This is a genomic window from Zoogloea sp., from assembly GCF_041914405.1.
Lineage (GTDB): Bacteria > Pseudomonadota > Gammaproteobacteria > Burkholderiales > Rhodocyclaceae > Zoogloea.
This window is the reverse complement of record NZ_JAYSDK010000016.1, coordinates 51,634-75,095: the sequence shown is the minus strand read 5'-3', so window position 1 is coordinate 75,095 and position 23,462 is coordinate 51,634. Positions and strand designations below refer to the sequence as shown.

The 23,462-nt window shown below is 64.3% G+C and carries 18 protein-coding genes; 7 read left to right on the top strand and 11 right to left on the bottom strand.

All coding sequences use genetic code 11. The features are described from left to right. Positions 1-239: 239 nt before the first annotated feature. The 7 genes from ACE3RX_RS11720 to ACE3RX_RS11690 all read left to right on the top strand — a co-directional run bounded on the left by ACE3RX_RS11720 (position 240) and on the right by ACE3RX_RS11690 (position 8,602). Positions 240-1,655 (top strand): alkaline phosphatase, encoded by a 1,416-nt coding sequence (locus tag ACE3RX_RS11720; RefSeq protein ID WP_374483608.1) that lies wholly within the window; start codon positions 240-242, stop codon positions 1,653-1,655. A gap of 16 nt (positions 1,656-1,671) precedes the next feature. Further along, positions 1,672-3,084, top strand: a complete 1,413-nt coding sequence (locus tag ACE3RX_RS11715; RefSeq protein ID WP_374483606.1) for an alkaline phosphatase — start codon at positions 1,672-1,674, stop codon at positions 3,082-3,084. Between the two features lie 121 nt (positions 3,085-3,205). After that, positions 3,206-3,871, top strand: a complete 666-nt coding sequence (locus ACE3RX_RS11710; RefSeq protein ID WP_374483604.1) for a hypothetical protein — start codon at positions 3,206-3,208, stop codon at positions 3,869-3,871. A 131-nt stretch (positions 3,872-4,002) separates the two neighbouring features. After that, positions 4,003-4,674, top strand: coding sequence for a hypothetical protein (locus ACE3RX_RS11705; RefSeq protein ID WP_374483602.1), 672 nt, complete (start codon positions 4,003-4,005; stop codon positions 4,672-4,674). A 120-nt stretch (positions 4,675-4,794) separates the two neighbouring features. Then, positions 4,795-5,703, top strand: coding sequence for a TRAP transporter TatT component family protein (locus tag ACE3RX_RS11700; RefSeq protein WP_374483600.1), 909 nt, complete (start codon positions 4,795-4,797; stop codon positions 5,701-5,703). Between the two features lie 67 nt (positions 5,704-5,770). After that, a complete protein-coding gene (dctP, locus tag ACE3RX_RS11695; RefSeq protein ID WP_374483598.1) occupies positions 5,771-6,775 on the top strand; it encodes a TRAP transporter substrate-binding protein DctP in 1,005 nt (334 codons plus the stop codon). Between the two features lie 18 nt (positions 6,776-6,793). Beyond that, positions 6,794-8,602: a TRAP transporter large permease subunit gene (locus ACE3RX_RS11690; protein WP_374483596.1), complete on the top strand. Its 1,809-nt coding sequence runs from the start codon at positions 6,794-6,796 to the stop codon at positions 8,600-8,602. Between the two features lie 56 nt (positions 8,603-8,658). On the opposite strand, the gene ACE3RX_RS11685 is transcribed toward ACE3RX_RS11690, so the two are convergent. The 11 genes from ACE3RX_RS11685 to zapE all read right to left on the bottom strand — a co-directional run bounded on the left by ACE3RX_RS11685 (position 8,659) and on the right by zapE (position 23,426). Next, positions 8,659-9,897 (bottom strand): efflux RND transporter periplasmic adaptor subunit, encoded by a 1,239-nt coding sequence (locus tag ACE3RX_RS11685; protein ID WP_374483594.1) that lies wholly within the window; start codon positions 9,895-9,897, stop codon positions 8,659-8,661. A 1-nt stretch (position 9,898) separates the two neighbouring features. After that, a complete protein-coding gene (locus tag ACE3RX_RS11680) occupies positions 9,899-13,084 on the bottom strand; it encodes an efflux RND transporter permease subunit (RefSeq protein ID WP_374483590.1) in 3,186 nt (1,061 codons plus the stop codon). 274 nt (positions 13,085-13,358) lie between these two features. Continuing rightward, positions 13,359-13,841 (bottom strand): molybdopterin synthase catalytic subunit MoaE, encoded by a 483-nt coding sequence (gene moaE / locus ACE3RX_RS11675; protein WP_374483588.1) that lies wholly within the window; start codon positions 13,839-13,841, stop codon positions 13,359-13,361. A 1-nt stretch (position 13,842) separates the two neighbouring features. Next, positions 13,843-14,097 (bottom strand): molybdopterin converting factor subunit 1, encoded by a 255-nt coding sequence (moaD, locus tag ACE3RX_RS11670; RefSeq protein WP_374483586.1) that lies wholly within the window; start codon positions 14,095-14,097, stop codon positions 13,843-13,845. Beyond that, a complete protein-coding gene (gene glp, locus ACE3RX_RS11665) occupies positions 14,094-15,317 on the bottom strand; it encodes a gephyrin-like molybdotransferase Glp (protein WP_374483584.1) in 1,224 nt (407 codons plus the stop codon). Before glp ends, moaD begins: the two co-directional genes overlap by 4 nt. Continuing rightward, positions 15,314-15,808, bottom strand: a complete 495-nt coding sequence (mobB, locus tag ACE3RX_RS11660; protein ID WP_374483582.1) for a molybdopterin-guanine dinucleotide biosynthesis protein B — start codon at positions 15,806-15,808, stop codon at positions 15,314-15,316. The genes glp and mobB overlap by 4 nt, the downstream gene beginning before the upstream one ends. A gap of 130 nt (positions 15,809-15,938) precedes the next feature. Beyond that, positions 15,939-17,222 (bottom strand): McrC family protein, encoded by a 1,284-nt coding sequence (locus ACE3RX_RS11655; RefSeq protein ID WP_374483580.1) that lies wholly within the window; start codon positions 17,220-17,222, stop codon positions 15,939-15,941. Continuing rightward, a complete protein-coding gene (locus ACE3RX_RS11650; RefSeq protein WP_374483578.1) occupies positions 17,219-19,234 on the bottom strand; it encodes an McrB family protein in 2,016 nt (671 codons plus the stop codon). The genes ACE3RX_RS11655 and ACE3RX_RS11650 overlap by 4 nt, the downstream gene beginning before the upstream one ends. 297 nt (positions 19,235-19,531) lie before the next feature. Further along, positions 19,532-21,487 (bottom strand): ATP-dependent DNA helicase, encoded by a 1,956-nt coding sequence (locus tag ACE3RX_RS11645; protein ID WP_374483667.1) that lies wholly within the window; start codon positions 21,485-21,487, stop codon positions 19,532-19,534. A gap of 23 nt (positions 21,488-21,510) precedes the next feature. Next, on the bottom strand, positions 21,511-22,299 hold the full coding sequence (locus ACE3RX_RS11640; RefSeq protein WP_374483576.1) for a hypothetical protein: 789 nt from the start codon (positions 22,297-22,299) through the stop codon (positions 21,511-21,513). Between the two features lie 8 nt (positions 22,300-22,307). Further along, positions 22,308-23,426, bottom strand: a complete 1,119-nt coding sequence (gene zapE / locus ACE3RX_RS11635) for a cell division protein ZapE (protein WP_374483574.1) — start codon at positions 23,424-23,426, stop codon at positions 22,308-22,310. Positions 23,427-23,462: the final 36 nt, after the last annotated feature.

Here is a 23,462-nt window from a genome sequence, read left to right as displayed (position 1 = left end):
TGCCTCCGTGGGGTTGCCTCCGTGGGGTTGCCTCCGTGGGGTTGCCTCCGTGGGGTTGCCTCCGTGGGGGCGAATTCATTCGCCCGCGTACCCGATTGGCGTGCAGAGAGCGAATGAATTCGCCCCTACAAGCGGCATCCCGGCCCTGAAGCAATCACCTGGCTTTAATGTAATCGCAATACATCACTGCCATATTTGCCGTCTTTGACAAATCCCTTTCCCTCGGAGGCTTCCGCAGCATGTTGAAACCCGTCTTCCTCGCCGTCGCAGCAGCCACGGCACTCCTCGCCGGCTGTGGTGGCAACAGCAGCAGCCATGACGCGCCGAAGAACGTCATCTTCTTCCTCGGCGACGGCATGGGCATCAACACCCTGACCGCCGCGCGCATCTACAAGGTCGGCGAGGACGGCGATCTAACCATCGACACGCTGCCCGAGACCGCCTTCGTCAAGACCTATTCGAACAACGCGCAGGTCACCGACTCCGCCCCGTCGATGGCGGCCTACATGACCGGCGTGAAGATGAACAATGAAGTCATCTCCATGTCGGCGGAGACCTCGGCCTTCGACGCCACCGGCAAGGACTATCTGAACGGCACCGACAGCACCTGTCCGACCACCGGCAACGGCAAGGCCGTCACCACCCTGCTCGAACTGGCCAAGGCCGCGGGTTGGGGCACCGGTGCAGTGACTACCACCCGCATCACCCACGCCACCCCGGCCGTCACCTACTCCCACGTCTGCCACCGGGACGCCGAAAACACCATCGCTGCCCAGGCCGTGCCCGGCGGCGCCGGCTACAACACGGCCCTCGGCGACGGCGTGGACGTCCTCCTCGGCGGTGGCCGCCAGTTCTTCCTGCCCGCCTCCGCCGGTGGCAAGCGCACCGACGGCCGCGACCTCACCGCCGAGTTCGTGACCAAGGGCTACACCTACGTCAAGAACAAGACCGAGTTCGACGCCGCCGCGGCCAGTTCCACCAAGAAGCTGGTGGGCCTGTTCACCAGCAGCCACATGAGCTACGACCTCGACCGCGACCCGGCCGTCGAGCCCAGCCTGGCCGAGATGACCACCAAGGCCATCGACATCCTGTCGAAGAACGACAAGGGCTTCTTTCTGATGGTGGAAGGCGGTCGCATCGACCACGCCCTGCACGAGACCACCGCCAAGAAGGCGCTGCAGGACACCGTGGCCTTCGATGAGGCGATCAAGACCGCCATCGCCAAGATGAAGACCGTCGACGCCGACCTGAAGAACACCCTGATCGTCGTCACCGCCGACCACGACCACACCATCGTGCTGAACGGCTATGCCGCCCGCACCGGCGCCACCACTGCCAGCAACCCCGGCGTGCTCGGCCTGCTGAAGAACTTCGTCACCGGCGCCCTGAACCTGGACAGCTCCGGCAACCCCTTCACCATCATCGGCTTCGGCAACGGCGAAAACCGCCCGGCCACCCGCACGGCCCTCACCGATGCGCAGGTCGCCGACAAGAGCTACCACCAGGAAGCCGCAATCCCAATGGCCGCCGGCAGCGAAACCCACGGCGGCACCGACGTATTCCTCGGCGCCATCGGCCGCGGTGCGGACAAGTTCACCGGCGTCATCACCAACACCGAAGTCTTCAACCTGATCCGCCAGTCGGTCGGCCTGTAAGCGGAGCTCACCCACGATGAAAACCCACTTCAAGACCTGCGCGGCCGCCATCGCCCTGATCGGCGCCACCTCCTCCGCCTTCGCCGCTGGCGAGGCCACCAACGTCATCTTCTTCCTCGGCGACGGCATGGGCCCAACCAGCGTTACCGCCAGCCGCATCTACAAATACGGCGAAGCCGGGCAGCTGACGATGGAGACTCTGAAGCGCACTGCGCGCATCAAGACCTACTCCAACGACGCCCAGACCACCGACTCCGCGCCGTCGATGGCCGCCTACATGACCGGCGTGAAGATGAACAACGAAGTGCTGTCGATGAGCGCCGACACCAAGGCCTACAACGGCGCCACCCCGTATGTGAACAGCGCCACCGGCGACAGCACCTGCCCGGCCACCGGCAACGGCACCGCCGTGCCGACCCTGCTGGAACTGTCCAAGGCCGCCGGCAAATCGGTCGGCGCCGTGACCACGACCCGCATCACCCACGCCACCCCGGCCGCCACTTATTCCCACATCTGCCATCGCGACGGCGAGAACGACATCGCCGCCCAGGTGGTGCCGGGCTCCGGCAAGTTCAACGCGGCCCTCGGCAGCGGTGTGGATGTGCTGCTCGGCGGTGGCTCCAAGTTTTTCCTGCCCACCGCCGCCGGCGGCAAGCGCACCGACGGCCAGGACCTCACCGCCCTGCTGAAGACCGCCGGCTACACCTACGTGAACACCGGTACCGCCTTCAAGGCCATCGACCCGGCATCCACCGGCAAGCTGGTCGGCCTGTTCAACAAGGACCACCTCAACTACGAGCTGGATCGCGCCAAGGCCGCCAACAACATCGACGAGCCCAGCCTCGCCGACATGACCGAGAAGGCCATCAAGATCCTGCAGAAGAACAGCAAGGGTTACTTTCTGATGGTCGAAGGCGGCCGTATCGACCACGCGCTGCACGGCACCAACGCCAAGCGCGCGCTGGAAGACACCATCGCCTTCGACGACGCCATCAAGCGCGCCCTCGGCCTGGTGGACCTGAAGAACACGCTGATCGTCGTCACCGCCGACCACGATCACACGATGACCATCAACGGCTACGCCCACAAGGGCAACCCCATCCTGGGCAAGGTCACCGACATCAAACAGACCACCGTGCAGGGCAAGCCGGTACTGGCCAACGCCGCCGACAGCAAGCCCTACACCGCACTGGTATTCGGCAACGGCGGCGGCCCCCGCAAGGCGGTCCGCGACGATCTGACCAATGTGGACACCAGCGCCGACGACTACATCCAGGAAGTCGGCGTCAACCTTGGCTCCGTCGGCAACGAAACCCACGGCGGTGGCGACGTGATGTTGTTCGCCGGCGGCGCCGGCAACGCCGGCTTCAAGGGCACCATGGTCAACACCAAGGTCTTCAGCCTGGTGAAGTCCGCCCTCGGCCTCTGATCCCGATCGAGCCATCCCAAGGGGCATCCCTGGACCGAAATCCGGCCCCTATTCGCCCGACCTTTCCAGGTCGGGCTTTTTTCATTTCACCCCTGCAACACCCCCTTCATTGCAAACCGATATGAAACGACTTCTTCCCGCCCTGCTGGGCATTCTCATCGCAGCCCCCGCCGTCGCCGGTGACCTGGCCCTCAAGGTGGAACACGACATCACCACCCTCGGCGCCGACGGCGTGACCCGCATCGTGCGCTTCGGCGAACGCCTGGTCCGCCGCGACAAACAGAGCTGGGTCGAGCGCATCCTGCCTCCGCACGCTCACGAAGCCGAGGACCACAAGGCCGGCGATAAGGGCCACAAGCACATGGACACCTCGGCCGCCGCCCGCTGGGTGCAGCTCGGCGAGGACGGCAAGCTGCGCGTGCGCATCGTCAATGGGTACGAGAAGATGATCGTCGACATCGCCCCGGTGGATTACGCCAACATCGGCTTCGACGGCAAATGGACCACCGCAAACCAGTTGCTCGATCCGGAGCAGCTCAAGCGGATGAAGGCCAGCAACCGCAGCGCGCCGGCCGGCACCCGCTGGTACGAGGGCGGTACCGCACAGACCCGCGTCCAGGTGTTGTGGGACGAGAAGGAGCAGTACCCGCGTCGCATCGAATCGGCCAACCCGGCGGGCACCAGTCGCAGCACGCTGATCGCGACCCGCGAGGCCATGCCCGCTCGGCTGCCGTGGACCCGTCTCGACGGCTACGTGCAAAAGGAATATTCAGATCTGCTCGACTGATTCCCCCGGCCGTGCCAAAAAATGCTATTTATATATTGATGCAGGCGGATCGCGGAGGGAGAGAATTCACAGAGCGGTCCGGCTGCATCGCAGGGCATTATTGCCCCTACCCAAGCATGAAAGGTACGGCCATGAGCAACTACGGAGAGCTGGCGCACTACCAGCTCGATCACTTCACACTCGACATCACGCCTTACGTCACCCGCGAACTCAATCCCCATGAGGCCGGCGTCGCTGTGCAGTACGGCGCGGACTTCCGGATCCGCTTCGCCCGCCAGGGAGGCCACGAGCACAAACTGGGACTGCTCCAGCTGATCCTGCCCCGCACCCAGCTGTTCGCCCACACCGTCGTTGGCGAGTGGAACATCGACAAGCGCTATCCCGAGGACGACACCGCCATCGTTCTCGAGCAGTGCCTTTACGGCAGTGACGGGGTGAAGATCGGTGGGCACTCGGCCACCTATGCCGGCCAGGAGATGCGTCAGCTCGGTGAGAACGAATGCTGGCTGATCGACACACCGCGGGAAATCAACGGCAACTTCGAGCGGGGCGTATTCACCGGACTCACCAACACCAAGTTCGCCAACTACGTGGTCGAACTCGACGGCCCGATAGGCCGCCTGTTCAACACCGGTATCACCTGGGGCTACTCGGTGCAGCAGTATGGCAGCCGGCCCGGGCACTTCGACATGCACGTTCTGGAACCGCAACTGATCCAGCTCAAGGATCACAACGAACACCTAGCCGCCATCGGCAGCTTCCTCAACGTCCCCAAGGCAAAGCTCGCCGAGCTGATCCGCTGATCCCTTCGGCATGTTCCTGCGTGCGCCCGGTGGTCACGCCCATGCAACATTGACGGGCTATCTTTTCGGCGTCTCGGGCTTGCGGCCCGAAGCGCCGGACCACCAGACCCACGCCCTTCCATGCCGATCACCGCCACGCCAGCCCGACTGGCGCGCCTTGTTGCTCATCTCCTGCTCGCTGTCACACTGAGCGCCTGTTCGCCGACCCAGCTGATCGTCCGTGGCGTTGCCGACCAGCTGGCAGCCCAGGGCCAGTCCAGCGAGGATGACCTGGAACTGGCCCGCGATGCCAGCGCCTTCTACCTCAAGCTGTCCGAATCGGTGCTGCAGCAGCAGCCCGACCACGCCCCGCTGGCCGCTGCCGTCGCAGGTGGCTTCACCCAGTATGCCTACGCCTTCGTGGCCTTCGAGGCCGACCGCCTCGACGCAACCGACACCAAGGCGGCCCAGCGCCTGCGCGAGCGCGCCGCCCGCCTTTACCGGCGCGGCCGCGACCACGCCCTCGCCGCCCTCGAAAAAACCCAGCCCGGCTTACGCCAGCGCCTGGCCGACCCGGCCCAGCGCGCTGCCCTGCGGCTCCCCCCCGAACACGTCGCCCTCGCCTACTGGGGCGCCGCCTCTTGGGGTGGCCTGATCTCCCTATCCAAGGACGATCCCGACACGGTCGCCGACCTACCCGTCGCCATCGCGCTGGCCCAACTTGCCTGGCACACCGCCCCCAGCTTCGGCGAGGGCAGCCTGGCCGGCCTGATGGGCACGTTCGAGGTCGCCCGCCCCGGCGGCAGCCGCGAGCAGGCCCTCGCCTATTTCGAAGAGGCCCTGCGCCTCGGCAACGGCCGCAATGCCGGCGCCTTCGTCGGCAAGGCCGAGGGCATCGCCCAACCAGCCGGAGACAAGGCGGCCTTCCTCGAGCTGCTCCACCAAGCCGTCGCCATCCAGGACCCGCCGGGCAGTCCGCTGGCCCTGTCGAACGAAGTCATGCGCCGCCGCGCGCGCTGGCTGATCGAATCGGCCGACGACCTGTTCTAAAGCTGGCCCTTGCCATCCGGGGCCCACGGCGCCCTCCGGGCGCCCTCACCATACGGAAAGACACCCCATGTTCAAGTTCAGCCGCCTTGCCGCCCTCGCCGTCGGACTCCTCCTCGGCGCCAACGCCATGGCCGCCGGCCAGCTGCGCATCGGCACCCTCGCCCCCAAGAACTCCCTCTACCACCGCCAGCTGATGGAAGTCGGCGAGGCCTGGCGCAACGCCCAAGGCGACGGCGCGAAGTACGTGATCTACCCTGACGGCAGCCAGGGCGGTGAAACCGACATGGCCCGCCGAATGCGCATCGGTCAGTTGCAGGGCGCCCTGCTGTCGGTCGTCGGCCTGCGCGAGATCGAGCCGTCCATCGCCGCGTTGCAGAACATGCCGCTGCTGTTCCGCAGCTGGGAAGAGGTGGACTACGTGCGCGAGAAGATGCGCGCCGGCATGGAAAAGAAATTCCTCGACAAGGGCTTCGTCGTACTCGCCTGGGGCGACGCCGGCTGGGTCCGCTTCTTCTCCAAAGAGCCGGCCCTGCGCCCCGACGACTACAAGAAGATGAAGTTCTTCGCCTGGGCCGGCGAATCGGAGCAGCAGGAGATCATGAAGAGCCTCGGCTACACACCGGTGCCGCTGGAAACCTCCGACATCCTGCCGTCCATCCAGACCGGCATGATCAACGCAGTGCCCGCCACCCCCTACTTCGCGCTGGCCAGCCAGGTCTATAACACCGCCCCGCACATGCTCGACATCAACTGGGCGCCGATCGTCGGCGCGCTGGTGGTCACCAAGAAAAGCTGGGACGAAATGAGCCCCGCTGCCCAGGAGGCCCTGCGCAGCGCCGGCGCCAAGGCCGGCCTGCAGATGCGCACCAAGGCCCGCCAGGAAGTGGACGAGGCCGTCGAAGCCATGAAGAAGCGCGGCCTGCAGGTGCACAAGCCCAACCCCGAGCAGATGAAGGAATGGAACGATCTGGCCGACAAGCTCTACCCGCGCATCCGCGGCAAGATGGTGCCGGCAGACACCTTCGACGAAGTGTTCGCGCTGCTGAAGACCTACCGGGCCGGCAAGCGCTGACGAGCAGCCATCTCTCCCATGCGCCGCCTGCTCTCCTTCGACGAAGCCATCGCCTCCGCGGCGCTGGCACTGATGACCCTGATCCCGCTGGTGGAGATCGCGCTGCGCCCGCTGCACGGCAAGGGCATCGACAATGCGCCGCTGCTGGTCCAGCACCTGGGCCTCGCGCTGGCCATGTTCGGAGCGCTCCTCGCCGAGCGGGGCGGGCACCTGACCAGCCTCGGCAACGGCTTCGCCACCGCACGCAATCCGCTGGTACGCGCAGCATCGACGGCGTTTGCCAAGGGCAGCGCCTCCGTGCTGTGCGGCATGCTCGGCAGCGCCAGCTGGAACTTCGTGACCAGCGAACTGGAAGCCGGCCGTGAGCTGGCCTACGGTATTCCGGTGTGGGGCGTGCAGGCGCTGATGCCTGCCGGCTTCGTGCTGCTCGGCCTCAAGCTGGGCAGCCGCTGCTCCCGCTACCGGATCGCCAGCCTGCTGCTCGGCGTAGCGCTGACCGCCACCGGCTTCATCTTCGCCCGCCATTTCAACGATGCCACCCTGCCCCTCGCACCGCTTGCCCTGTGGCTGGTGCTGGCCCTGCTGGCTGGCGCGCCGATCTTCACCATCCTGGGCGGCCTGGCGCTGGCCCTGTTCTGGTCGGAAGGCCAGCCGCTGGCTTCCGTGCCCCTCAGCCATTACCAGATCACCGTCAATCCGTCCCTACCAGCGCTGCCGCTGTTCACGCTGGCCGGCCTGGTCTTCGCACGCAGCGGCGCGGCAGGTCGCCTCGGCACGCTGTTCACCGCCTGCTTCGGTGGCGGCGTCACTGGCACGGCCATCGCCGCGGCGCTGTTGTGTTCCTTCTTCACTGCTTTCACCGGCGGCAGCGGCGTCACCATCCTGGCGCTTGGCGGACTGCTGCTGCCGCTCTTGCGGGACGCCGGCTTTCCGGAACGCAAGGGCATCAGCCTGGTGACCAGCGCCAGTGCGCTGGGTGTGCTGCTGGCGCCGTCGGTGCCGTTGATCATGTACGCGATCATCGCCCGCGTGCCGATCAACACCATGTTCCTGGCCGGCATCGTCCCAGCACTGGTGATGGTCGCCTCCCTTCTGCTGGTCGGCGGCTACCTGCGTCGAGGCGGCATCGCTACGGACGCGGAAACGAAACAGCCCCGGCCCGATGCCCGCACCGCACTGTCCGCAGCATGGGCCGCACGCTGGGAGATCCTCGCCCCGCTGGTGGCCATCGGCTCCCTGGTCAGCGGCGTCGCGACGCCCACCGAGAGCGCGGCCCTCACTGCCGCCTACGCAATCCTCACCCAGGCCATCGCCCACCGGGAACTGGACTGGGCGCTGCTGCGCCGCTGCCTGGCCGACTGCGCGCAAGTCATCGGCGGCGTGATGCTGATCCTCGGCATGGCGCTGGGCCTCACCAACTACCTGGTGGACGCCGGCATTCCGGACGCTGCCGTGGAATGGGTGCAACAGACGCTGCCGAACAAGTTCGCCTTCCTGGTGGCGCTCAACGTGTTCCTGTTCCTCGCCGGGGCGCTGATGGAGATCTACGCCGCCATCGTCGTGCTGGTGCCGCTGCTGCTGCCGGTGGCGATCAGCTACGGCATCGACCCGGTGCACTTCGGGGTGATCTTCCTGGCCGTGATGGAGATGGGTTTTCTGTGTCCGCCGGCCGGCATGAACATCTTTTTCGCGTCGGCGATGTTCGCCAAGCCGATCCGCGAGGTCGCGGTCTCGGTACTGCCAGCCCTGCTGGCGATCTTCCTTGGCGCGCTGGCAATTTCCTGGCTGCCGTGGCTGGCCACCGGGCTGCCGGGCTGGCTGAGGTAACTGAAATCGAGGTCCGTGGCCCGTGGTTTGTTCTTCAGGACACAGAACCTGCGGGCTTATCCAGCCTTCTTCGCCTCGAGCTTCTTCTCGGCCTTCGACGCAACGACCACCGCATCCCCCTCGGCCAGGGAGTCGGCCGGATTTAGCACGATCCTATCGTCGGCCTTCACACCGCTGCCCAACTCCACCTCCACCCCCAGTTCACGCTTGATGGTGACCGGCTGCAGATGCACCTTACCGTCGCTGCCGACCACCGCCACCCGCGGCCCTTCCGGGCGGAACAGCAAGGTATTGCTGGGCACCCGGAAGCTCGGCTCACCAGCCGTCGCCGGGGCCTTGATGTCCACCCGCGCGTAGGCGCCGGGCAGCAGTTCGCCCTTGGGGTTGGGGAGGTTGATCTCCACCTGCAGCGTACGGCTGGCGGTATCGATGGCCTTGGCGGTGCGCACGATGCTGCCGGTGAACACCCGACCCGGCCACTCAGCCAGCGTTACGCTGGCGCTGTCACCGGGCTTCACGCGCCGGGTGAAACCCTGGGGCACCTGCACGTAGATGCGCAACGGGTCGCTGAGGGTCAGCACAAAGAGCTGCTTGCTGCTGCCACCCGCATCAATGAGGTTGCCCACGTCCACCGTACGCTTGGTGATCACGCCAGCAAACGGCGCTACCACCTGGTTGTAGTCGAGCTGCTTCTGCAGGCGCTGCACCGTCGCGGCCGTGAGGGCATTGGCGGCGGTGGCCTGGGCGTAGGCGTTGCGACGTTCTTCCAGTTCCTGCTGGGACACGGAATCCAGCTTGCGCAGCGCCTCCCAGCGCTCCACCGAGCTCTTCGCCAGCGCCAATGCAGCCACGGCCTGGGCATGCGCCTGCTTGGCCTCGACCAGTTGCTGGGCCACTTCCGGTGTGTCGATGCGGGCCAGTAGTTCGCCCTGCTTCACGCTGTCACCGATGTCCTTGTACCAGGCAGCCAGGTAGCCGCTGATCCGCGCGTAGATCGGCGCCTCGGTATACCCCTGCAAGGTACCGGGCAAGCTCAGGACATTCTCGCTGCTGCTGTCCTTCGGCGAGACCACGCTCACATGGCGAGCGGCGTGAACATCCGCCGCCAAGGCCAGATCGCGGGCGGTAGCCGAGCGATGGACAGCGACGCCGGCGAGGCCGGCCCCGAGCACCGCAAGCCCCAGCAGCGCCACGTTACGGGTGCGCTTGAGCAGGCGCAGGCGGTGGATTCCCTGGGCGCCTTCATGGGCGTGCAGGCCATGGATGCCGATGCTGGAATGGCGGTTGTCAGTCATGTCAGGAATGTCCTTCGGCAAGGCTGCCCTGGGGCAGTTGCGGCCGGGCAGCGGCCCGGCGTGCAATATGTTGATGCACCGAGGCAAACACCAGCGGCACGAAAACCAGCGTGGACAGCGTCGCGAACAGCAGGCCGCCGATCGCTGCGCGGCCGAGGGGCGCGTTCTGCTCGCCGCCCTCGCCGAGGCCGATAGCCATCGGCAGCATGCCCATGATCATCGCCAGCGCCGTCATCAGCACTGGGCGCAAGCGCGTCGCCCCGGCCTCCAGCGCCGCCGACAGCGGCGGCTCGCCGGCCAGCAGGCGCTGACGCGCGAAGGACACCATCAGGATGCTGTTGGCGGTCGCCACGCCGATGGTCATGATCGCGCCGGTCAGCGCGGGCACGCTGAGCGTGGTGCCGGTCAAGAGCAGCATCCAGGCGATGCCGGCCAGGGCTGCCGGCAGCGCGGTGATGATGATGAAGGCGTCCACCCAGGACTGGAAATTCACGACGATCAGCAGATAGACCAGCACGATCGCCATCACCACGCCAATGCCGAGGCCGATGAAGGAAGAGTTCATCGTGCGGGCCTGGCCGCGCAGCGTGACTTTACTGCCCTTCGCCAGCTGTGGCTTGAGCTCCTCGACGATCCGCTCCACGTCGGCCACCACCGAGCCCAGGTCGCGCCCACGCACGCTCACGTAGAGGTCGATCACCGGCTCGATGTTGTAACTCGACACGATGGCCGGCTCCCGCGCCGACGACACCTGAACCAGATTGCTGAGCAGCTGGTTGGGCACCCCGTTGGCGCCCGCCACCGGGATCTGCAGCAGTGAATCGACGGAGTCCACCCGGTACTGGGGCGCCTGCACGGAGATATTGTAGGACACCCCATTCTTCGGGTTGAGCCAGAAGCTGGGGGCGGTCTGGAAGCTGCCGGACAGCGGGATCAACACGTTCTGCGCCACGTTGGCGGCGCTCAGGCCCATCTGCTGCAGGCGGCTGCGGTCCATGTCGAGGCGCAGGGACGGCTGATCGAGGCGCTGGTGGATATGCACGTCCACCGCCCCCGGCACCTGGCGCACCGCTTTCTCGACCATGGCCGCGAAGCGGAAGTTGTCTTGCAGCTTGTTGCCCGCCACCTGTATGTCGATGGCTGCCGGCAAGCCGAAGTTGAGGATCTGTGTCACCACGTCGGCCGGCTGGAAGAAGAACTCCACGCCCGGGAAGCGGCGCGGCAGTTCCTCCCGCAGGCGGTCGATGTAGCGCGCCGAGGAGCCGTGATTTTCCTTGAGGGCGATCTGGATCTCGCCGTCAAGCGTACCGATGGTGCCGGCGTTGCTGTAGGACAGGTTGATGCCGCTATAGGGCAGCCCCAGGTTGTCGAGGATGGTCTCCAGCTCCTCCGCCGGGATGTGCTCTCGAATCACCGCGTCGATGCGGTCGGCCAGGCGCGCTGTCTCTTCGATGCGGGTGCCGGTCGGGGCCCGGAAATGCAGGCGGATGATGCCGGCGTCTGCCGCCGGAAAGAAGTCCCGCCCCAGGAAGAAATACAGCCCCGACGAAAGCACGCAGCCGCCGAGGAAGATCGCGATGAAGCTGCGGCGACGCGGCAAGAGCGCACTCAGGATCAGGATGTAGCCGCCGCGCATGCGCTCGAAACCGGCATCGAAGCGCCGGTACACGCGCTGCAGCAGGCTGTCCGGGGCTGCGGCGCCGTGCTGCATGTTCTTCATGAACAGCAGCGCCAGCGTCGGCACCAGGGTCCGCGACAGAATGTAGGAGGCGATCATCGCGAAGATCACCGCCTCGGCCAGCGGCACGAACAGGAAGCGCGCCACGCCTGTGAGGAAGAACATCGGCACGAAGACGATGCAGATGCACAGCGTGGACACCAGCGCCGGCACGGCAATCTCCCCCGCACCTTCGCGGATCGCGGTCTCCAGATCGTGCCCCAGGTGCAGGTAGCGCTCGATGTTCTCGATGGTCACCGTCGCATCGTCCACCAGAATGCCCACCGCCAGCGCCAGGCCGCCGAGGGTCATGATGTTGATGGTTTGCCCTAGCGCGTAAAGCGCAATGATCGACGACAGCACCGACAGCGGGATCGAGATCGCGATGATGCAGGTGGTGCGCCAATTGCCGAGGAACAGCAGGATCATCGCCGCGGTGAGGCAGGCGGCGATCAGGCCCTCATGGACCACGCCGGAGATCGCCGCCTTGACGAACACCGACTGATCGAACAGCGGCGTGACCTGGATGTCGTCCGGCAGGCTGGGCAGCGCGTCCGCCAGGGCCACATGCAGCGCGTCGATGACCTGCAGCGTGGACGCGCCACCACTCTTCAGCACCGACTGCACGACACCGCGGTTGCCGTCCATGCGGACGATATTGGTCTGTGGCGAGAAGCCGTCGCGCACCGCCGCCACATCGCGCAGGTAGATGGCCTGGCCATTGCCGACACGCACCGGCAGGTCATTGAGCTCCTCGACCGTGCGGGTCGAGCCGTTCATCTTGACGTTGAACTCGGTGGCGCCGAGCTTGGCGGTGCCACCGGGCAGGATCAGGTTCTGGGCGTTAACCGCGTTGACCACATCGATGGGCGCCAGTCCCTTGGCCTGCAGCGCGCTGCTGTCGATATCCACCGACACCACCCGGCTCTTGCCGCCGTAGGGATAAGGCATCGCGATGCCAGGAATGGACACCAGCTTGGGCCGGAGCGTGTTGAGCATGGTGTCGAACAACGTCTGTTCGGGCAGCGACTTACTCGACACGCCGAGCTGGATCACCGGAATCGCCGATGCGGAGTACTTGATCACCAGTGGTGGGCTGACCCCGGGGGGCAATACCCGTAGCGAACCGCCTTCCGTCGAGGCAATCTGCGCCATCGCGGTATCGACACTGGCGTTGGGCTGCAGGAAGACCTTGATGATCGCGATGCCGTTGTAGGACTGCGACTCGAAGTGCTCGATGTCGCTGACAGTGGTGGCCAGCAGGCGCTCGTTGGGCGTCGTGATGCGCTGGGCCATCTCCTGCGGCGACAGACCGTTGTAGCTCCAGATGATGCTGATGACCGGGATGTTGATCTCCGGCAGCACGTCGGTGGCGATACGCAGCAGCACCAGCGGCGTGGCCAGGAAGATGAGCAGCGCCATCACGATGAAGGTGTACGGGCGCCGCAGGGCGATATTGACGATCCACATGATCTAGGCTTGTTGGGTCAGCGCCCGGTAAGCGGCAGGGACAATTGGCAGGGGATTGACGACGAACAGTGGGCCGACGCAACAACAGCATCGGCGTTCCGGAGAAATGACCAGGAGCGGACTTGCAGACTTCGGACAGGAGGCCATTCGATAGCAGCAATTGCGCCACCCTCGCAGACCCGCCCCAGAAGCGGAATCCTGGGCCGGGGAGGCAATAGGCTGCGGAGAAATCAACACTTCGCCAACAGCCCCTGCTGCGCAGCGCGCAGGCCGCTCAGTCCCAGCGGGCCGCCGCGTCGTCGTCCCCCTCGCGGGCATCCACCCAACGCCCGCCTTCCGGCGTGTCTTCCTTCTTCCAGAACGGCGCCCGGGTTTTCAGATAGTCCATGATGAACTCGCAGGCAGCGAAGGCGTCGCCCCGGTGGGAGGAGGCCACACCGACGAAGACGATGCGATCACCGGGCACGAGCCGCCCGAAGCGGTGGATCACCCGCGTGCCGAGCAAGCTCCAGCGGCCGTAGGCCTCGGTGACGATGGCGTCGAGGGACTTCTCGGTCATGCCGGGATAGTGTTCGAGGGTCATCGCGGACACCTCGCTCCCCTCCCCGCTCAGCTTGTCCGCCCGCACCAGGCCGACGAAGCTCGCCACCGCGCCCACGTCGGCCCGGCCGGCGGACAGGGCGGCAATCTCCGCACCGACGTCAAAGTCGGCCTCCTGGACCGACACGGAATCGAATTGCCGCTGAATTTCACTCATGTCAGCCTCCGGTGACCGGCGGGAAAAAGGCGATCTCGTCCCGATCCGCTACCGTCACGTCCGGGCCAACCATTTCCTGGTTGATCGCCGCCCGCACGTTGCGGCCTTCGCCGAGCGCCTCCCACACCCCACCGCGGCGGGCCAGGTGGGCGCGCAGATCCCCCAGGGTGGCAATGCCGGCAGGCAACGTGAGGGTTTCGTGGGAATAGCCGAGGGTTTCCCGCAGGCTGGCGAAATACAGGACCTTGACGCTCATGACAGTAGTTCGGAATAAGGAATGAAACGGACCCGGTCGCCGGCCTTGATGACCTGCCCGGAAGGGTTGTCCACCAGGCCGTCGGCCCACACGGTGGACGTGAGCACGCCGGGCCCCTGGTTGGGGTACAGCCCGACGCGGCCATCGGCACCGAGACGTGCCCGCAGGAACTCCCGGCGACGATCGGGCTTGGACCAGTCGAAGGCCGCCTCCAGCGGGATCGCCTTGGGCAGGCAGTCCTTGACGCCTTGGGCACGCAGCACGAAGGGGCGCACCAGCAGGATGAAGGTGACGAAGCTCGACACCGGGTTACCGGGCAGGCCGATGAAGGCCGCGCCGGCACCGCCGGCCGGATCGTTCACATGGCCGTAGGCCACCGGCTTACCGGGCTTCATGGCGATCAGCCAGGAATCCAGCCGCCCTTCCGCCGTCACCGCCGGCTTGATGTGGTCTTCCTCGCCCATCGACACGCCACCGCTGGTAACGATCAGGTCGTGGCGGCTGGCCGCGTCGCGCAGCGCCGCGCGGGTTGCGTCGAGCTTGTCCGGCACGATACCCAGGTCGCTGACCTCGCAGCCGAGAGCCTCCAGCAGGCCGCGCAGCACGTAGCGGTTGGAGTTATAGATGGCGCCGGGCGGCAGCGGCTCGCCGGGCATCACCAGTTCGTCGCCGGTGGAGAACAGCGCCACTCGCAGGCGCCGCAGTACCGGCAGCGTCGCGCAGCCCACCGATGCGGCGAGACCCAGCATCTGCGGATTGAGGCGCACGCCGGCCGACAGCACGGTGCTGCCCTGGGCAATGTCCTCGCCGGCACGGCGCACCCACTCTCCGGGTTTGGGCAGATGGTTGATCACCACTCCGTCGCCGTCCGCCTCACACAGCTCCTGCATCACCACCGCATCGGCGCCAGCCGGGATCGGCGCGCCGGTGAAGATGCGCGCCGCCGTGCCGCGGGCCAGGGTGCGGCCGACGCTGCCGGCCGGGATGCGCTGGCCGATGACGAGGCGCGTGCCGGCGGCCGGCAGGTCGGCAGTGCTCACCGCGTAGCCGTCCATGTGGGAATTGTCGAGGGGCGGCACATTGAGGCCGGACACCTGATCGGCGGCCAGCACACGGCCGAGGGCCGCCGACGTGGACACCGTCTCAATGGCCGTCACCGGCTCGGCGGCGGCCAGCAGCGCGTCGCGCACCTCTTCGAAAGGACGCAGGGAAGTATTCATAGGAGCCCCTGATGGTGGAGGATGAAATCGGCCACGGCGGCCGCATCGTTGAGATTCAGACAGGTCATGGGGGCATCGAGTGCCGCGTCGGTGGCGATCGCGACGACGGACGAATTGTCGGGATACTGCAGCGGACGGCCGTGGGCCGGGCGATAGACCTCGATCTTGGGTATCGGCACCGCCTTGAAGCCTTCCACCAGCACGATGTCGCAGGGCGACAGGCGTTGGAGTTGGGCGTTCAGATCGGGTTCCGCCTCGCCGCGCAATTCGTGCATCAACACCCAGCGCTCGTCCGACACCAGCAGGATCTCGCTGGCCCCCGCCTCCCGGTGGCGCCAGGAATCCTTGCCCGGCTTGTCGATGTCGAAACCGTGATGCGCATGCTTGATCACCGACACCTGGAAACCGCGGGCGGTGATCTCCGGAATGATCTTCTCGATCAGCGTGGTCTTGCCCGAACCGGACCAGCCGGCGAAACCGAATACCTTCATGACCCGCGCCACCAACGGATTGACAGGCGCGGGATTGTAGCAAGGCCTTGTCTCCAACGGACTTGTTGGGAACACCTAGGAAAATGGACTTTACTAGACAGTGGACAGTAGAAGCAGATCCCGTACTCGCTCAGCCCCCATTGCTCACCACAGGCAAACCGGCTTGCTCAATGTTCAAAAAGCGCCCCGACTCAAGATCAAAAGCCACACCCCACAGCCTTAATCCATCACTGAACTCAAAGGGCTCGGGAATTCCATGGAAATATCCGTTCTGCGGATAAACCAAGGCCATATCCCCAACGCCATTCAAGTATTTCATGCCATAGGCGAACAATTGATAGAAATCGGACTGAGCAAGACCGTATTTGCCATCCCTATCTCTGCCATCCAAGCGCTTCCACTTGGCATCAAGAATCCAACGCGAGCCTGAGTGCTCAACCAACATGTCCGGTCGCAACTGGAACATGGGCAATCCATAATGCTTGCACAAAGCATGACGTGCCGCCTGCAGGATCAGCTTCGAACCAGGCAGCAAAATTTTACGCAGGCTTGCTGCCACGTAGCGCTCAAAAAGCTTCTCCATAGGAAAAAGCATGCTGACCCCGCGCCACTTACCGGCGACGGCAAGGGGCATGTGCCGGTAAAGAATCAACTCGCACCATGGGCGAATAGCGTGGTAATGGGCCATCAGCCTATCGCGGCGCCAAGCTTTAAAGTCAGCGGCAATATCTCGACTGGCTGGAATTTCCTTCAACAGACTTCGGAGCTCATGAGCGAGTCGCCAGTTAGCCGGAGTCTGAGCGGCCTTGCACACATAATCCAATGCGATTTTGAGCAAGCGATTCTCTGGACGATCAGGCACAAAGATGTCATGTCTAATTTGAAAAATATGCTGTCGCCCTGGTGGTTGGCGCATCTGGCGTACGCCATCTAGCTGTCCTCGAAGATAGGGTTCAGCGGCCTCCACCCGAAGATAATCCGAGCGAATCCCTCTTTTGACAAGGTGGTCCAGAGCGACCAAGAATTGGCCAATCACCCATTCGGAAATGGGTGAGCTAAACAATGACAAGGATGCCTCGCCGGCCTCCCGCGCAGGCAAGTCAAGGCTAGTAGAAATCATGCGAATCAGAAGCGCGCGACTGTTTATGGCAGCACCTTCATCCTCGACATGTTTCGGCAGGATCTCCAAGCGGGTGCCACAAGGGGTTTCCAGCGTTCCCACATAGTTGTCCAAACGCAGAAACCGCCTGTCCTCGACTTGTACCAGAGACGCCCCACCTTTGCGAAAACCCGCACTGAGCTGGCAAAGCCAATCGAAAGCACTGTTTGACACCGTTGCCAGATCAAGAGATTGCTTGACGTCGATCACGGTAGTCAGTCGCGCATGCTCCCGGACGGTGACAACTGGCTTCACGCGCCCACGGCTCCACTGCCGCTCGCGTCAATAATTTCGGCGTAAGCTTGAATGGAGCTAAAGGCCTCCGGGTTTATTGTCCATCTCAGTCCTTGGGGCGCTACAGAAACGTCAGGGCCGAACAATTCTTCAACGGTGCTCGCGGGCCTGATCAGAAACCGGCAACTCTCGTTTGTCTTTCGGTGATCATTCAGTACCCACGCGATCCGCTCCCAGTCTTCGAAGAAATACTCTTGCAGAAGCGGAAAAATCTTATTACGAAAGATCCTCGCTAAATCAGCGACTTCAGGCACAGAAAAACTCCGAAGCTCTATAAAATACGCATGCCCCAAGCAATGATCCCGATCTAGCAAAACCTCAATACGGTCATTCATCACCTGTAGCAACTCGCCAATATTGACGCCATCCACGACCAGGTCGCTCAGAAGCTCCGGCTGTGGTGACATCTCGACAAACTCGAACCGCCTCCGCAGCGCAATATCAAGCCCAGACAGAGAACGATCCGCGGTGTTCATCGTGCCGATAATGAACACATTATCCGGCACACTGAATGCCTCCTTTGAGTAGGGTAGTGTCACTTCAAGCGCCTCGGGTTGGCCAGCCCGCTTCGACGGCTCAATCAGGGTAATCAACTCACCAAAAATTCGAGATACATTCCCTCGATTAATCTCGTCGATGATGAGAATAAACGGCTTCTTTGGTTGGTTTGATGTGATTACCGGAGGAGTAGCAGGCAGGCCGCACTTTTCCCTCAAGTAGTTCAGCATTCCCCGCACGTAAGAAATGTTATACATGCCCTTGGCGTCCGCGCCGGAAAATAGCTTTCGTACGTAGGTCATGTTAGCTCGATATTTGGAATGGTTCTCGCCCCCATCACCTTGACTACTATCTGGCACAAAACCGAAGGTAGCTCCCCCTTCATAGGTTACTTTGAATTTCTTCCCCGAGGGCGTCTTCATCTCAAGCACGCCGCCAGCTTGCTCCAGTTGCGCTTGCAGAAGAGCGAGCGCTGCATCGAACGGATCCTCGTCGGCGACTAAGCCTGCGCTTGCACGTTCGCACAAACGCTTGAATACACCGGCCTCAACCACATATTCCAGCTCTCCTTCGGCACTGACGGCCCGCAAGCCCTCAACGAAATCCTCGTAACTGAAACTTTGATGGAAGGTTGTGAAAACGATTTGCCCAAGTGCCACGTAATGATCAAAGGTTTTCTTTAAATCCGTTCGACCAATGGCATCTATAGGTAGCTGAGGATCCAGAATACTTAAGGCCTGCTCAATTGTGCTAAAAGTTTTCCCGGTTCCCGGAGGGCCAAAGAGAATTTGATTCAACACAGGATTTGCGGAAAAAAGAGGCTGCTCCACGATATTGACCTCCTCGGTTTCGCCTTGCGCTTTGGCGCCTGTATTGTTCTGATAGCTAACAGGGTCGAGTCCCCCTCCGCTGAAGTCCCTCAAGCGAGAGCTAAACTGATCGGCATGCTTGATCAACCATTGCCTTACATCGTTCTCAGCAGGGGCATCAGTATGAGTTAGCGGATGTGGCATAACCCCTTGGCGAATGTCCTCGTGCACCCACAATCGAGGCCATTTACTGTTCGTTTCGATCCATAAATAAAGAACTGGTGCTCCTCTTAAAGCCTTACGCCCTCGTTTTCCGATGCGTATATCAACATACTGGTCAAGCCCGCCGGTCGCCCATACGTCGATTGCCGGGTATGTCGCGCGAATCGCATTGATTACACCATGCGCCCACGCCCGGGCTTTGTCGTTTGCAAGACGCGCGAAGAACTCGCGCGCACGGTCACATAGGTGTTGATCCCGCATTGACTCTTTCTGATTTTGCAGTAGCCGTGACGGCGAAACACCACAGCGCAACAGCCCCGAGGCAGGCGCGGATGCTATGCCAGAGTATTCGCCGGGGAAAGGCAGGTAGGTTACACCGGGACAAGAAGGGCTCGCCATCGGGACTGGGGCGCGATACAGGAAAAACGGAAAGAAGCCTTCCACTCTTCGAGCTCAGAGGCCGAAGTTTCGGACTATTTCATCGAAACTTCGACCTCTGAGCTCGAATACTCGGACTCGGACATCGAAATTTCGAGCTCATTCACCGAAACTTCGAATCCGGCCCTCCGAAATTCGACGGACTCGCCCGAAGATTCGATGAAAACGTCGAAATTTTCAGTTTTGCGGTCGCAAAACTGGAAGGAGTTCATCCATCAACGGATGATTGAATTCCGTTTTTCGGCAAATTTCATCGAAAAGTGCTTCGGCATCTACCGTTCTAGCGGACGCCCTGGCGAGATCTCAGCGCCCGCTGGCTGGCGGTGGCAGGTCTTCGAGGAAGGCGACGACTTCCGCCTCGACCTTCGAGCGGGTCATCGGCGGCAGGCTCTGCCAAACGCGCTTGCCATAGGGCTTGGTGAGCATGCGGGGGTCGCAGATGGCGAGGACGCCCTTGTCGCGTTCGGTGCGGATCAGGCGGCCGGCACCCTGCTTCACGTTGATGACGGCGCGCGGCAGCTGGTATTCCATGAAGGGGCTGCGACCGGATTTCTGCATGTGCTCGATGCGCGCAGCGAGCACCGGGTCGTCCGGCGGGGCGAATGGCAGCTTGTCGATAACGACCACCGACAGCGCGTCACCGGGCACGTCCACGCCTTCCCAGAAGCTCTGGCTGGCCACCAGGATGGCGTTGCCGAGGCGGCGGAAGCGGTCGAGGAGTTCGGTGCGCGAGCCCTCGCCCTGGATCAGCAGCGGCAGGTCGAGCTTTTCCCGTTCCAGGTAATCGCCGATTAGTTCATGGATGCGCCGCATGGCCTTCAGCGAAGTGCACAGCACGAAGGTGCGCCCCTGGGCGGCGCGGATCAGCGGAAAGGCCACCTTGGCGACGGCGTCCGGGTAGTCCGGGCTGTTGGGCTCGGGCATGCCCTGGGGGGCGTAGAGGACGGCCTGGGCGGGATAGTCGAAGGGGCTGCCCCACACGGCGGTCTCGATCGGCGGCTCGACCCAGTGCAGGCCCAGCTCGCGGCAATAGTGGCCGAAGTCCTTGCCGACCGCCAGCGTGGCCGACGTGAACACCCAGGCCCGCGGGTGGCCGTCCATCTGGCGCTTGAAGATGCTGGCGATGGACAGCGGCGTGGCGTTGAGGGACAGGGCCTGGCTGAAGACTTCCACCCAGCGCACCCAGTCGGTGTTCTCGGGCTTGATCCAGCGGGCCAGGATCTCCTGCAGCTCCTGCGTGCGGCGCAGGCAGTTGGCCAGCCCTTCGGAGCGCTCGGCCTGGGTCTCGACGATGGCGCCGAAGGCGGCCAGCTCGTCGCCGAGGGCTTCCAGCGCTTCGTGGAAGGGCTTGTTGTCTTCCATCTGCGCAAAGCCGAAGCGGGCATTCTCGGCCTGCACGGACAGGCGCAGGTCGCGGGTGGTTTTTTCGAGCTTGCGGGTGGCTTCGATGAGGTCCAGGCAGTCGCGGGCGGCCGCCACCGTCTCGGAGCGGGTGTCCCGGGCCAGTTCGAGCAGCTGGGACGTGGACACGCTCTCGCCGAAGAACAGGCTGGCGGTTTCCGGCAGCTGGTGGGCTTCGTCGAAGATCACCGCGTTGCAGGACGGCAGCAGCTCACCCATGCCTTCGTCGCGCAGGCTCACGTCGGCGAAGAACAGGTGGTGATTGACCACCACCACGTCGGCGTCCATCGCGTTGCGGCGCGCCGCGGCGACGAAGCACTCCTTGATGTTGGGGCATTCCTGGCCCAGGCAGTTGTCCCGCGACGAGGTGGCGAACATCCAGGCGGCAGCGTCTTCCGGCACCTCGGGGCATTCGGCCTTGTCGCCGGTCTGGCTGATCTCCATGAAGCGCCCGATGGCGCGCAGGTGGGTGGCGTCCTCGGGGGTCTGCAGGCGCGCGTCGGCCAGGTTGCGGGCCAGGTGGTAGTGGCACACGTAGTTGGCGCGGCCCTTCAGCAGCGCCACCGCGACCGGCACCTTGAGGGCAGCGCGGATGGTCGGCAGGTCGCGGTTGAAGAGTTGGTCCTGCAGCGTCTTGGTGCCGGTGGAGATGATTACCTTGCCGCCGTTCAGCAGCGCCGGCACCAGGTAGGCGTAGGTCTTACCGGTGCCGGTGCCGGCCTCGGCGACGAGCACGCGGTTCTCCTTCAGCGTGAAGGCGATGTGCTCGGCCATCTCCATCTGCTGGCGGCGCGGCGCGAATCCGGGAATGGCCTTGGCCAGGGGGCCATCGGGCGCGAAGGCTTGTTCGACGTTCATGGTACTGAAAAGCAAGGGGCGGCTCAGTCGAGGGCGTCGACCCGCAGCCAGACCTGGCCGCGGCTCTGACTGTCGCCCTGGCGGACGCCGCCGGTGCCGTAGTCGGAGCGGCGGCTGTCGGTTTGACTGCCGCCGAGGGATATCCATTCGCCGAGGCGGCCGCGGACCTGGGTGGACAGGCGGGAGGATTCGATACTGCCGTCAGGGCGGAGCTGCTCGACGGCCGGCGTGATGTCGATGCTGACCTGCTCGCCGATCAGTTGCGGCGCGGCCATGAAGCCGCTGCCCACGTCCAGGAAGCGCACGCTGTCCACGGCCTGCCAGCCATTGGGGCCGGCGCGCCACTCGCGCATGCCGACGGGCAGGGACTGGCCGACGCGAATCAGCGCGCTTCCGCCTTCCACCACCTGAACCTGCTGGCTGATCTGTTCGTTGCGGCGGGTGCTGCCGGCCCCGGCCTCGACGATCACGCGGCTGTTGCCGGGCGACAGGCGAGCATTGACGCCGGCGCCACCACCCTGCCCCGCCACATCCCGGTCCTGGCGCACGGACACCACGAGACGGCGCAGCGGCGTATCCAGCGCGTCGATGGCGGCACGCAGTTCGGCGAGGTTGGCCGGCGAGACGCGCAACAGCAACTTGTCGCCCATATTGGACAAGGCCCCGCCAGCCTCCACCAGCGGCCGCAGCGCCGGCAGGATCTGTTCGGCGGGCCGGTGGCGCAGCGTGACGATCTCCAGGCGCGGCTCCGCCCGGGCCGTGGCGAGCACGGCCAGCAAGGCAAGGGCGAGGCAGGCCTGGCGGCGTTTCATGTGGGGCTTCAGACTGCGGAGGTCCGGTGGGCTTCGGCGAGGTAGTCGCGGGAGCGCATCTCGATCAGGCGGCTGACCGTGCGGTGGAACTCGTTGGCCTGGCGGCCTTCCACGTAGAGGTCGTAGGCCTGGCACTCGGCGCTGACCAGCAGCTTGACCCTGTGGTCGTAGAGCACGTCGATGAGCCACGTGAAGCGGCGCGCCTCGGAGGCCATCGCGGCGCTCATCTTCGGTACGCGCGAGAGGATCAGCGTGTGGTACTCGCGGGCGATTTCCAGGTAGTCGTTCTGGGAGCGCGCGCCGCCGCACAGGGTGTCGAAGTCGAACCAGATCACGCCGGGTGCGATGCGCTGAACCTTCAGCTTGCGCTCCAGCACCTCGATCTCGCCGGGCTTGCCCTTGGTGCAGGCGATCTTCTCGAAATCCGCCGCCAGGTGCTTGTCGGCGGCTTCGTCGGCAGGCACCAGGAAGGCATCCATCTGCTCGAGCGTACGCAGCCGGTAATCGGTGCCGTGATCCACCTCGACCACGTCGAAGCGGCGCTTGATCATGTCGATGGTCGGCAGGAAGTTGATGCGCTGCAGGCCGTTGGGGTACAGGCCGTCCGGCGGGTAGTTGGAGGTCATCACGAAGATGGTGCCGCGGGCGAACAGCGCGTCGAGCAGGCGGCCGAGGATCATCGCGTCGGCGATGTCGGACACGTGGAACTCGTCGAAGCACAGCAGGCGGGTCTGGCGCGCGATGCGGTCGGCGACCTTCTGCAGCGGGTCGGCTTCGTTGTTGAGGTTCTTCAGGTCGTTCTGCACTTCCTGCATGAAGGCGTGGAAATGCACGCGACGCTTGCGCTGGTACGGGACCGAATCGTAGAAGCAGTCCATCAGGAAGCTCTTGCCGCGCCCTACGCCACCCCAGAAGTACACGCTGCGCGGCTGCTTGGGCCGCGACAGCAGCTTGCGGAGGGTGCCCTTGCGGGCCGCCTTGAAGGCGACGAGTTCGGTGTACAGGCCTTGCAGGCGCTGGGCAGCGGCGCGCTGGGCGGGATCGGACTTGAAGCCGCGGACCTTGAGGGTGGCTTCGTAGGCTTCGAGCATGCCGTGCTCGGCAACCTTGAGGATTCGATGGGGCATCGTCGTGGCAGGTGTTGTCTGGGCGCTCTAGGGTCG